At 51.0% G+C, this 13,064-nt stretch carries 10 protein-coding genes; 9 read left to right on the plus strand and 1 reads right to left on the minus strand.

Annotated features, from left to right (window positions below; genetic code table 11):
- The first annotated feature begins 17 nt into the window (after positions 1–17).
- The 9 genes from Pla110_RS17630 (at position 18) to hpt (ending at position 11,036) form a co-directional block, all read left to right on the plus strand.
- Positions 18–869, plus strand: coding sequence for a PKD domain-containing protein (locus Pla110_RS17630; protein ID WP_144997637.1), 852 nt, complete (start codon positions 18–20; stop codon positions 867–869).
- 107 nt (positions 870–976) lie between these two features.
- Positions 977–2,662, plus strand: a complete 1,686-nt coding sequence (locus Pla110_RS17635; protein WP_197440262.1) for a carbohydrate binding domain-containing protein — start codon at positions 977–979, stop codon at positions 2,660–2,662.
- A gap of 243 nt (positions 2,663–2,905) precedes the next feature.
- On the plus strand, positions 2,906–3,877 hold the full coding sequence (locus Pla110_RS17640; protein WP_144997640.1) for a hypothetical protein: 972 nt from the start codon (positions 2,906–2,908) through the stop codon (positions 3,875–3,877).
- A gap of 161 nt (positions 3,878–4,038) precedes the next feature.
- Positions 4,039–4,578, plus strand: coding sequence for a hypothetical protein (locus Pla110_RS17645; RefSeq protein WP_144997642.1), 540 nt, complete (start codon positions 4,039–4,041; stop codon positions 4,576–4,578).
- Positions 4,579–4,738: 160 nt separating this feature from the next.
- Complete coding sequence (gene bufB, locus Pla110_RS17650; protein ID WP_144997644.1) at positions 4,739–5,665, plus strand: MNIO family bufferin maturase; 927 nt, start codon at positions 4,739–4,741, stop codon at positions 5,663–5,665.
- Between the two features lie 3 nt (positions 5,666–5,668).
- Positions 5,669–6,559 (plus strand): HvfC/BufC family peptide modification chaperone, encoded by an 891-nt coding sequence (locus tag Pla110_RS17655; protein ID WP_144997646.1) that lies wholly within the window; start codon positions 5,669–5,671, stop codon positions 6,557–6,559.
- 183 nt (positions 6,560–6,742) lie between these two features.
- The gene (locus tag Pla110_RS17660) at positions 6,743–8,611 is read left to right on the plus strand and encodes a GTPase domain-containing protein (RefSeq protein ID WP_144997648.1); all 1,869 of its coding nucleotides are present in this window, start codon (positions 6,743–6,745) and stop codon (positions 8,609–8,611) included.
- Between the two features lie 55 nt (positions 8,612–8,666).
- Positions 8,667–10,478: a GTPase domain-containing protein gene (locus Pla110_RS17665; RefSeq protein ID WP_144997650.1), complete on the plus strand. Its 1,812-nt coding sequence runs from the start codon at positions 8,667–8,669 to the stop codon at positions 10,476–10,478.
- Positions 10,479–10,511: 33 nt separating this feature from the next.
- Positions 10,512–11,036 (plus strand): hypoxanthine phosphoribosyltransferase, encoded by a 525-nt coding sequence (gene hpt, locus Pla110_RS17670; RefSeq protein WP_144997652.1) that lies wholly within the window; start codon positions 10,512–10,514, stop codon positions 11,034–11,036.
- A gap of 24 nt (positions 11,037–11,060) precedes the next feature.
- Here the strand turns inward: hpt and lnt are convergent, their stop codons facing one another.
- Complete coding sequence (gene lnt / locus Pla110_RS17675; protein ID WP_144997654.1) at positions 11,061–12,986, minus strand: apolipoprotein N-acyltransferase; 1,926 nt, start codon at positions 12,984–12,986, stop codon at positions 11,061–11,063.
- Positions 12,987–13,064 lie beyond the last annotated feature (78 nt).

Here is a 13,064-nt window from a genome sequence, read left to right on the forward strand (position 1 = left end):
AGTAACGACGACTAAACATGAACAAGCGTCATCAAACAACCAGAAACTTCTCGTCTCGCAAAGCCGGTTTGAGCCTGCTTGAAGTGGTGATGAGTACGTTATTGATTTCTATCCTGATGTTGACAGCCTTGCGAACAGTCGGCGCATCGTTTCGAGCCGAGTTTTTTACTGCTCAGCAGACTCAGGCAATGCTGTTTGCAGAAGATTTATTGTCTGAGATCATTCAGATGGAATACGAAGAACCCGTCGACCCAGTTTCCTTCGGTAGAGAAACGGGCGAAGTGGGCACCAACAGAACAACATGGGATGACGTCGACGACTACAACGGCTGGACTTCCTCACCACTGCAATATCAGGACGGAACAGAAATCCCTGACACAAGCTCCTGGACCCGTGCAGTTTCTGTCCAGTTCGTATTGGCTGACTCTCCAGACACGACCACCAACGACGATGAAGGCTTGAAGAAGATTACCGTCACTATCTCGAAAAACAATGTCGTTCTGGGTTCCTTGTCTGTTCTCCAGTCGAAGGCTTGGATTAACACGATTCCGGATCCGAACAATAATCTCAGTACGGGTAGCAAACCCTCTGTAAACCAGTCACCCATCGCTGTTGCGTCGGCCAGCCCGACTTCTGGTACAAGTTCCGTGAACGTCCAGTTCGATGCGACAAACTCGTCCGACTCGGATGGTGACTCAATCACTTTTTCCTGGGATTATGGCGACGGAAGTTCAGGCACTGGCTCTAAACCTTCCCATACTTTTACGAATGGAACTGGATCCACTCTCGTTCGGATTGTCACCCTGACGGCCAGCGACAGTTCGGGGGCTCAGGCAACTAAGACCTTAACGATCACCATCAATCCCTGATTTGCTGTCATTGACTTCCATTCCACTCATTCTGTCCTCTTTTCGATCAATCATTCATGTTCACGAAATCCCCAACTTCACCAGCTAAATCAAAAAGGCGGGGCAGTATGTACCTTTCGGTACTGATGGTCTCGGTGCTGGTCTCGTTGTTGGGTATGTCCGCATTAGTGGTGAAACGTGTCCAACGGCGGAACCATCAATCATCAATGGACGCCAGTCAGGCACGATTCATAGCGCAATCCGCCTTGCGGATCGGCATGCTCGATATCGAAAATGATCCCAACTGGCGATATAACTTTCCCAACGGAACATGGAAGGATGACGTTGCGCTGCTGGGAGGAAAGTACACACTGGAAGCTTACGACCCATCCGATGGAGACCTTGCCAACAACCCTGAAGAACCTGTTGTGCTGGTGGCGACCGGCGTCGTTGGTTCCGCTCGTCAGAAGACACAACTTACATTAACGCCCGTGAACCGAGGTTACTCATTTTTAGAGAAAGCCCTTGTCAGCCAGCACGACATCAAGGTTGAAGAGAACACTTACCTCTACTGTAATCAAATCCTGGCATCGAATCACGATTTCGATGCACAGAGCGGTAGCTCTATCGTTGCCGATGTAGAAGCCGAAAATGATGTAAAAGGTAGTGGTACATATTACGGTACAACAGAGGAAGAAATTCAACAGGAAGCTTTTCCAGAGACTGATGATATTCTCAGTTACTATCTGGCGCGGGGAACTGAAATTGACTACAGCAGCATTCAAGACAAAGCGGTCAACATCATTAAGAATGATACGTTTGAGACGAATATCGATTTATGGGAAGCGGATAGCTGTTCGATATCTAAAAGCGAAAGCTGGCCTTACGCTGGTGCGTCCAACTTACTGTGCAGCAATCGTAACTCGGTAAGCGATGCCGTCACCTATGATGTGACGAATCGAATTGCCAAAGGAGAGACATACAACCTCACCTTCTGGGGCCGTTCTTCGGGAATCACCTACGACGCGTTCAGCGTCATTATAGAAACTGACGCCTCTTCCAGCGGAGTACAGCAGGTCGTTGCGAATACTGGACTGATGATGCCGTACTGGGTTCAATACACCGTCTCTTTATCTCCTAACTGGAGTGGAACCCTCAATTCTGCAAAGATCAGAATCCAGACCCGTTATAGCAGCGTCAGTTTCAATATCGACAATGTTTCTTTCAAAGAACCCGACCCGCCCGCTGGTACGATTTATAAACGAGTCATAAGTCCCAACCATAACCCTTACGGGGAAACAAATCCTGATGGGATTTACTTTATCGACTGCGGAGGAAGCGCCCTGGGAATTGATACTTGCCGTATTCTGGGCACGCTGGTCGTTCTCGATTCCGGAGACAGCAGCCAGATTTATCCTGGCCCGATTGCCTGGTCCACTGTGGAGCCCAACTTTCCCTGTTTGCTGGTCGATGGAAAGTTCAACATTAACGCCACCAGTGACGGTCTGAACGAAACTCGAGATGAAGTGAATTACAACCCGATTGGGGCGGCTCACAATACGCTCGGCGAAGATGATGACATTGTCGATACGATTCCGTCGAAAATCTCGGGCCTGATCTACGTCAGCGATGACCTGGTTTTTGACAACCAGGCGAACATCGAAGGAGTGGTACTCGGTGGTAATAAAATTACCATCGAAGATACATTCTCGCTGGTTTACAATTCCATCTTCTTTACCAACCCTCCCCCCGGTTTCAGTGCCCCGGAGACGATCCGCATTCTGTTGAACTCCGTCCAGAAACCGCTCGACTGATCCCATGCCTTCTTTAGAGATTGCAAAGCGGATTTCAGTTTCATGTTGTTTTTTAGCATCATTGGTGAGACAGCCTGTCCCCGCTGCGCAACACCAGCTTTCGCTCTACAGTTGAAGCGATTCTTCTCTTTATCGTTTGCCTGTAACCACTTACCGCTCTGATCTGTCATTCAGAGAGTGTTTGGTATCTAAATTGCGTTACTTCTCAAGCTCATTCTATCCGCTTGAGAGGAACGTTCATCAATGTCTGTGCTGCTTCGCCTGTCGCTGTTTATTATGGCCTTGAGTTATGTCGTATTAACGACGGAACGGACATTGTGCGCGGAAGAAGTTGCTTCACCTCTCGTCGAAGTGACCACCAGCAATGGGCGTGAAATCCGGGGCCTTGTCGATAGCCGAACCAACGGCGCCGAACTCGTTCTGACCGTCACTTCAACCGACATTCAAGTCAACAGCCATCTTCCCTGGAGTTCCATCTCTTCAATCCGTTTGGGTGGTCACACGTTAACACTCGAAGAGCTGAAAGCGGAATTACCTGCGATTCAATCCGACTTCAATATGCGGCCTGCTTTTGGCGGATGGACGTCCGAAGGCATTCACATTTCCCAGATTTCAGCAATTGAGGACGGTTACCTGCAGCCATTTCCTGTTGAGCCTGCTGTGGGCTTCTATCCACCTACCCCCGAATATCGGCAGGACGTTCCTCGCGTCGCCAGTTTGAACATCACCGCCCGCGTTGCCAATTGGGACCGAGATCCTGAACGAGATGGTTTATTAGTAGAAGTACAACCCCTTTCAGCGACGGGCGAAATCATTCCCGTGACCGGTCAACTCGAATGTGAATTAATCATCCAGCACAAAACATGGAGAGGGGGCGAATATATCGAGCGCCTCGACTCTCGTTTTTCCGTACTCGACCGTTGGACCGATCCAGTGAAAGCGGACCAGTTCTATTCTCTAGGCATAGTTCAAGGCACAGTGATTCAACTTCCCTATCGTGTCCGTCATCCTGAAGCCCGGCTGAACATCGACTCGGATGCTCTTTTGCATGCTCGTCTCAAGGTCCCCGGTCAGGGTGTTTTTGAAGCTTCGTATGCAATCGTGCGGCTTCGTCCGTACAGCTCCATTCGAGATGATTATCAACAGTATCGCGGCCAACGCTATTTCCCTCAGGAGCGAGCTCGCTTTATTCCCCGCAATCCCCTCCATCGCTAAATTTACTCTGAGTCGAGCGGCGACTGTGAGATCGCTCACAGTTTGGGAATAACGTTTGATCAGTCTATTGCGGAATCGTTCCAGATTGATATTGTTGAGAGAATATAAAGCCTATGCAGGCGCTCACCGTTTTCTCTCAACTCTGAAAAAGGAACACTCCGATGGAGTTAACTCCAGAAAAACTGAATAGACGTGATTTCAGCCAACTAACCATGGCCGCCATGGGTGGATTACTGGCCGGTACTGCCGCCGGTTGCGGGACGGGAGAATCTGCACCTGCAACAACTGAGACAGCTGAAGCTCACGATGAGCATGAAGAGCACGACGACGACCATGATCACGATCATGACGTTGAAGCTGCCGAAGGTGGAATTCCAGAAGACTGGAAAGAAATCATCACCTCTGGCAAAAACGTCTGCCGTGGTCTGAACCAGTGCAAAAACCACCGCGAAGAAGCAAACGACTGTGCGGGAACGGGCGCCTGCTACACGGCGAACAAACATACCTGCCACGCCGACAACGACTGCAAAGGGCAGGGCGGATGTGGTTCCACTTCGGGACGCAACTCCTGCAAAGGAAAAGGCGAATGTTCCGTTCCGTTGAACGATAAAATTTGGGCCACCACCCGCACCGCGTTCGAAGAAGCGATGAAAGCGGCCGGGAAAGAATTCGGCGAAGCACCCGCAAAAGTCGAATCCTGATTCTGATTTGAGGTGAAGCATCACTTCGACAGATTAATTCACGAAAACGCACGTCGGCTCAGGTATAATGGTCTGACGTGCGTTTTTTTCTTTCAGTTGCTTCGCTGTGTCTTTCCCGCAGCCTCTTTCCCGTAGCGAATTCGAATTAGCAGATTCAATCATGACGGAAGCTCGACTTGGACATCCTGACCTGGGACTGGGGCTCGGATTGCGATCCTGCCATTACCAGTACATTCTCGACCAACAGCCCGATGTGGACTGGTTCGAAATCATCTCCGAGAACTACATGAACTCGGAGGGTCGACCGCGACACATTCTCAACCAGATCGCGGAACGTTATCCACTGGTGATGCACGGTGTCTCCCTTTCCATCGGCAGCACCGATCCGCTGAATTTCGATTATCTCGATGGCCTGAAGAAACTCGCAACAGAGATCAACGCCCGTTGGGTCTCTGATCATATCTGCTGGACAGGAATCGCCGGTCGCAATACCCACGATCTGCTTCCCATTCCTTATAACGAAGAGACCTTAGGTCATCTCACGGCTCGAATTCAGACCGTACAGGAATATTTGGGGCGACCGCTGGTTCTGGAAAACCCGTCCAGCTATATCACCTTCGCCGCTTCAACAATGGCGGAGGAAGAATTCATAACTCGTCTTGTCCGTCAAACAGGTTGTGGATTGTTGTTGGATGTGAACAACGTCTATGTCAGTTGTTACAACCACGACGCCGATCCACTCGACTACATTCGCCGCTTACCGCACGAATCGATCGTGCAGTTTCACCTCGCCGGTCACACTAATCTAGGAACGCACTTAATTGACACCCATGACGGGCATGTGGTTGATCCTGTCTGGAATCTCTACCGTGAAGTCTGTCAGCTAACGGGAAATGTTTCGACCTTGCTGGAGTGGGACGCTCAAATTCCTGAGTTTCCAGTGTTGTTTGCCGAAGTTCAGAAAGCCAAAAAGTTTCGCGATGGCGGCCTGACAACTCCCTTCGAGGAGCAATCTCCACCCGAACAACCCGTCGCCCGTTCTGCCGTTCCCCATCCAACCACGCTGACGATGATCGAATACGAGTGAGTAATGGACAGGCCCGATTCCGCTTCAATCTTTAAACTGCCCGTACTGCAACAATGGATGCAACTGGTCATTACGCACCCCCAAGGAATCGAGGGCGGCATTCAATCGTCCACCGCACAGGAGCAGGTTCCAGTCGATCTCGAATCACTTGAATCCGTCATCCCACGTTCCCGGCAACTGACGAGCCTCCAACGCCTGCAAGTTTATGGAAACGCTTATTACGCGCGTCTGGTCGATTGTCTGGGGGAAGAATTTCCTGCGCTGCATTATGGCCTGGGCGAAGAAACTTTTTCAGGTTTCGCGTTCGCCTATCTGCAATCGTACCCATCCACCAGTTATACACTCGATGATTTAGGCAGGAACTTTCCGACCTTCCTGGAAGAAACGCGGCCCCGTGATCCAGACAGCGGGTGGGCCGATTTTCTGATCGATCTTGCTCGGCTGGAACGGACGTATGCCGACGTTTTTGATGGTCCTGGAATGGAAGATGAATCGCCCCTCAACATCGAGCAACTCGCCGCTATTCCGCCCTCCGATTGGGAACGACTCTGCCTCACTCCGGCACCCTGCTTGCGACTCCTGGAACTCCAATACCCCATCCACCTGTATGCGACTGCTGTCAAAAAAGAAGAACAACCCAGTTTCCCCACTGCGGAAAAAACGTGGCTGGTCATCTTTCGGTCTGAGTACATCGTGCGGCGAAGGGCTGTGGACGAGACGCAATTTCGGCTTCTGGAAAGATTGATCTCCGGGGTCACCTTGGGGGCAGCACTCGAATCGACCATCCCCGACGAATGGTTCGACAATGGAAATCTGCAGCAGACTTTGCAGGAATGGTTTACCTTTTGGGCAAAATGGCGGTTCTTTTCCGGGTATCGATTAGAACAATCATAACGATTGAGCCTGCTTGGATCTGCCCTCAGCCTCTCCCGGACCCGCCAAATCCAGCACAACAGTAGGCACTCTCTTAAAGCCTTGCGCAAATGGATTTTACTCCTTTTACGTACCCGCTCAGGTAGCGTATGATTAGTCAGATATTCTCCTTCTTGAATCCGCTTTGATGATGGAAAACTGATCGTGTCGCTGACTGAACTTGCCACACAATTAAAAGATTTAAAAACGGCGACGGAGAAACTCCATCACGTCAGTCATCTGCTCCAGATTGCACCACTCAAAGAACGGGAATGGTTTCAGTTAATCGAACATAAACTGTTGCCTCAGATGCAACAGGATTCGTTCCTGATCGCCGCTGTCGTCGGTGGAACCAACATTGGCAAAAGCGCGATCTTTAATCGGCTTGCCGGGGAACAAATCAGCTCGGTTAGTCCGCTCGCATCGGGAACCAAACATCCTGTATGTCTTGTCCCAACCGGGTTTAATGATCGCCATCAACTGGACGACATCTTCAATTCTTTTGAATTACAAAAATGGGCCGACGCGGACGAAGCATTGCAGGAATCGGACACCGACTACCTCTTCTGGCGAGAAGCGGAAAACCTACCGCCGAACCTGCTGATCCTCGACACTCCCGACATCGACAGTGACGCGATGGTCAACTGGGATCGAGCCGACAAGATTCGCTTGACTGCCGACGTGTTGATTACCGTCCTGACTCAGCAAAAATACAACGACGCCGCTGTAAAAGAGTTCTTCCGAAAAGCGGCTGCGGAAGACAAAGTCCTGATGGTTGTCTTCAACCAATGTCAGCTTCCCGAAGATGAAGAATACTGGCCCATCTGGTTAGAGACATTCTGCGCGACGACAGGGGCACGCCCGGAATACCTGTATCTGGTTCCCAGTGACCGGACTGCCGTCACCGAGAATCGACTTCTCTTCCTGGAACGCGAATATCGCCAACCGGGTGAAGCTGCTTCACAGACGACGAATGAAAACACCACTTCCTCCAGCGACCTCGCAACCGACTTATCACAGCTCAAGTTTCAGGAAATCAAACTGCGAACACTTCAAGGTTCACTGAAAGAAGTCCTTCATCCACAGAAGGGGGTCTCCGGATTTCTGACTGAAATCGAACGGGTTAGCCAGGAGTTCCGCGTCGCGGCAGAAAAGATCTCGACGGAAAGTGTCACTCAGATTTCTGATTGGCCCATTCTACCGAATTCAATTCTCGTACATGAAATCCGCCAATGGTGGAAAGATCACCAGACAGGCTGGGCCCGAAATGTGCAATCGGTCTACGATACGGTTGGAGCAGGGATCACTAAGCCATTCAAAATGCTCAAAGCCAGTCTCGGTGGGGAAACAACTTCTCCACTCGAAGAATATCGGAAGCGGGAACGGGCGGCTCTGTTGAAGACAGTCGAGGAAATCTTCAAAACCCTTAGTTGGATGCGGGACTCCTCCTCTACGTTGATCCGTCCGAACTTCGAAAAAGCCCTCGCCGGTCACGACCGTGCGAAACTTCTCGAGAGACTCAAAGCTCGACATGACGCCTTCGATTTGAAGCATGATCTTAAACAGGTCGTACATCAGGAGATGAGTCTGTTCCAAAAGAACAATCCAGAAGCCTATCGGCTTTATCAAAACTTAAATCAAGCTTCCGCCGCAGTACGCCCCGTCACCAGCGTGGCCTTGTTCACTTTGGGATGGGGACCTGCTGGCGAACTTGTTGCCCCTGTGGTCGTCCCTTTTGTTGCTGACTTCATTACGGGGACCGTGACCGCCGTCGCGGGCGAACAGGCAGTCACCTCCACTGCGAGTTCCGGAATTGGATTCCTGCAGTCCAAGTTTCAAAAACTACAGGACCATTTCACGCGGATACGTGTCCAGTGGATGGTTGAGCTGATCAAGGAAGAACTACTGGGGAACCTACCGGGTGACCTGCAACAGGCAGCGTCCTTGAATGAATCTCCAGAATTCAAACAAGTCGAAGCGGCTCTCCTTGAATTAAAACAGCAAATGAAAACTGTCGAACAATCTGTCAACTGAACGAACACCGACATTCCCTTTGCCGAACGAATCCTATTTGCCTGAGACTTATCTGATGTCCTCACCCCGAATCGATCAAATAGAACTGCTGACCAGAATCGACGAACTGACCACCCAGTTACGTCGTTGGATCGACGTGGAACATGCGTGGGAGCCGTTGCAGCATTCGCAAAACCTGTTGAAGCAACTTCTGAGCCGCGCCGAAGATCTTCGTCTGCGGATCGAACAGCCTTTAGTCGTCGCCACCTTTGGAGGAACAGGAACAGGCAAGAGCACGCTGGTTAATGCCCTGATTGGTTCCGAAGTCAGCCGCACTGGTAAACAGCGTCCCACAACGCGCCGACCCGTTCTGCTGGTCCATCCTTCTACTGATCCAACCCATCTCAGTTTTCCAATTCACGACTTCGAAGTGGAAGTGGTCGACTCACCCCTCCTCCAGGATATCGTACTGGTCGACTGCCCCGACCCGGACACTGACGAATCAGCAGCCCACGAAAGCAACCTTGCCCGGTTGCACCGGATGATTCCCTATTGCGATGTGTTGATCTACACCACAACCCAACAGAAATATCGTTCCTCGCGCGTCAAAGATGAATTAATTCAAGCGGCAGTCGGATGCCGATTACTATTTGTCCAATCTCATGCCGACCTGGATGAGGACATCCGCGACGACTGGCGAGGTCAACTCGAACAGAACTACGCCGTCCCCGAACTGTTTCTCGTCGACTCGATCACAGGCCTGCAGGAACAACAACGGGGATTGCCCCTCACCGGAGACTTCGGACGATTATACGAAACAATTCAGTCAGAACTGTCCGCTTCGCATCGTCAACGAATCCGGAGGGCCAACTTACTCGACTTGCTTCAGGCAGGAGTTGACCGCGGCCTTGATAACCTTCACGACCATCTCGTCGCATTGCGAAATCTGGAAAGCGCACTCGAACAGGAACAACAGAAGGTCGCGCAGACTTTGACGTCCAACCTGACGGGCGAACTGCAATCCAGCCGTGGTCTCTGGGAACGAAGGCTACTCAACTCGGTGGCAGAGATCTGGGGCATCGGCCCCTTTGCCCTTGTCTTAAGGTTATATAACAGCCTCGGCAATCTGGCCGCATCGCTCACCTTCTTCCGAGCCCGCAGTACCGCACAGATGGCGATCATCGGAACTCTGCAGGGGATGCGGTGGATTAAATCCAAACAGGCCGAACAAAGTTCGGAATCTCAAGCGGAACGCCTTTCATCCATGGGCATAGACGACGACTTGCTCCGTGAAAGCCAAATCGTTGTATCAGGGTATGCGCAGGAAGCAGGATTCAACCCACAGGAAATTAAAGACTTCTCCTTCGACAACTTGCAACATGATGCCGCTCGGGTGGAGTCTCGTTTTCTGGCGGATGTTGGCATACAGATTGACGACCTTATTGAACGCATCGCCAAACGAAACTCAGGAAAGCTGACCCGCTTCATCTACGAAACCCTCTGGTCCGCTTATTTGTTTTTTGTCCTGTTGCGAATTGGAGAGAACTTCTTTATCGACTCTTTCTTTTACGAAGCTCCGCTGCTGCGGATGGAATTTTACATCGCTGCCGGTATCTTTCTGATCCTCTGGTCTGGTGTGCTGGTTATTGCTTTAACCTTACAGATACGTCGAGGATTAAACCGGGAGATTGAACAGTTGGCCGACAACCTCGCTCGCAAAAAACTGACCAGTCCCCTCTATCCTGAATTAGCCACCGCCTGCCATTCGGCCCATCAACAGTTGCACCAGTTGGAACATCTCAAACAGAAAACAGAAGAAGCTCGCAAGCTGTTAAGTGATCAGTCCTCACTGGGTGGAACGCATGTTCGCAATGTTCCTACGCGATAACAGTATCAGGCTTAAGCAGCGGGGGAGAAGATCGTGAAGAAGTTAATCGAAGCAGCCGAGATTGAGCAGTCAGTCAAAAAGCTGGGGCGCGAAATCGAAAAATGGTACCAGGGAGAACCGCTCACCATTCTGGGAGTATTAACAGGCAGCGTGATTTTGCTTTCGGACCTTGTCCGCGCCGTTGAGTTACCGATCAAAATCGGTTTAATCCAAGCCTCCAGCTATCGTGGCGCCTCCACCACCCGGGGAGAACTGATCATCAACGAGAGCTTGATTCCCAATATCGACAATCGTCACGTGCTGTTGCTGGACGACATTTTTGATACGGGCCACACGCTACAGAAACTGATCCCTGTCATCGAAAAGCGAAAAGCACTGACCGTCCGCACGGCAGTGCTTTTATGGAAACAGGAACGGACCGAAGTCGATTTCGCTCCCGATTATCATTGCTTTAAAATCCCGAACGAATTCGTCGTCGGATACGGTCTCGATTACAACGACGAATACCGGCATCTGCCATTCATCGCGTCATTGGAACCAGATGAAATCGAAGACTAACCTGCAGCAAGGGAGGTCACTGTTTTATTTGCGAACAGGTGCCGGAACAAGTTTCTGACGAGGCCAGCAGGCAGCGACCAATGAGATCAGTACCAGACCAAGACAGATCATGGCGAACCAGTCCCCGTAGTAGAGGTAAGGGCTCGTCCGTTTGTCGAGGGGCACCTGATCGATCAGAATTCCGTTCACCTGTTTGAACCAGCTGCCGGTTTTGGGATCGATAATGGAAGCATGCATTTCTGTTTTTGTTTCCCGATTTTCCAGTTCGACTGTCTGGAAAACTTCAGGTTCGCTGCGGATGACGCCTTGGGAGTCAATGACGACAGAAATCCCTGTATTCACGGCACGCACCATCGGAGTACGCGTTTCTACGCATCGGAACGCTGAGGTAATCAAGTGCTGGTCGAGTTCACTGGAACCATGGAACCAACCATCGTTGGTTAAATTCACGAGGCAATCGACTGGTTTTTCTTCATCGATTCCTGTCTTCACGAAATCACGAACCAAGGTCGGGACAGTATCTTCGTAACAGATGAGCGGGGCAAAGTTCCATTCATCATGAGCAAAGAAAAAGGGTTCGATTCCGGCATCGATTCCCATTCCACCGGTCGTCGGCGAGACCATATTGCCTTTCAACAGCTCGTCCTGGAAAGGAATATACTCTCCAAACACCACCCGATGATTTTTGTCGTAGATTCCTTTGATCCCCTCCAGAGGTGAAATACAAACAGCCGAGTTGTAAGCGTGCATTCGTTCCTCATCCAGACGGCGGGAATCGATTCCGATTACCAGTGCCGCACCTGATTGAGAACTCAAACCTTCCAGCATTTCGGGAACGGTCTTATCGTTCCAACGGTCAGCCGGGACCATGGGAGCCAGACGCAGCCGTTCATCTTCGGTCAAGCTGGTATCGGCAGTCATTAGCGGATAGCGATACATCGTTTCCGGCCAGACAATTAAGTCGGGCTGATATTGAACCGTCTGCCCAGTCAGGTAGTAGTGCATATCAAAGATTTGCTGGAACTGACGAGGATCATGTTTCAATGAAGAAGGAAAGTTCCCCTGTACCAGAGCCACCCGGGGGCCGGGTACGAATTCTGTTTCAGACAACCGGTAGTACCCGTAACCGAGCACTAATCCAAACAACCCCAGATGGGCCATGACCATCACGAATGGTCGGGAAGGAGTTGCCAGCAGGGATTGCTGCGATTGGACTTCCTCAGGATGCGGACGTTCGACAGTTCGGCTCAGCATTTTTAGCTTATGGAATACTGACTCCGGCAAAAGTGCCGTAAGCACGGCCGCAGTCGCCGCCATCAGAAAGCTGATTCCATAAGTTCCGGTCAGGTCCGAAATCTGAATCAAGGAAGTCCAGCGATATTGAGAGTGCGACAAAAAATACCATGGGAAGCCGGTCATCAGAAATCCACGCAGGAATTCCAAACCGACCCAAACCATGGGAACAGCCACCGCGAATGGAAGTTGTAATCGATGAACCGCGGCACGCGACATCATAACGAACATGGTCATATAAACTGAGAGGTACAACGCGAGACCGAAAAGGGCGAAGTACATCAGCGGATCGCCGAGACGCATCCATTGTAGTATGGAAATGTAACCCACGAAGGAAAGCAGGAATGTCGCGCGATAAGTCCAACGGGTTCGCTGTACTGGTCGGATTAACATCATGGAAGGAACGAGGGCCACCCAACCGAGGACGGACCAGTTGAGTGGTGTGAACGTCGCCCACAACAGTACGGCTGATAGCCCTGCCAGCATCCAGGTTGCTCGCGACGAAATCGACGCAGTGCGTGCTTTATTGATGATTGCCTGAATCTGTGGATCCAGATTGGCCGCCTTAGTATTGGCGTTCACGCCTTTACCAGGGGCAGCAACAGGAGTCGTAGATGAATCGGGCGTCGTTTTAGGCGTCATGGTCTCTGTGGACATTATTCGGCATCCATGCTGAATCGGTTGACGTTGTTCTATCGGGCGGCACAGGCCACACCATGTTATTGCGAACCAGAA

The sequence above is a fragment of the Polystyrenella longa genome, from assembly GCF_007750395.1.
In the GTDB taxonomy this organism is placed as follows: domain Bacteria; phylum Planctomycetota; class Planctomycetia; order Planctomycetales; family Planctomycetaceae; genus Polystyrenella; species Polystyrenella longa.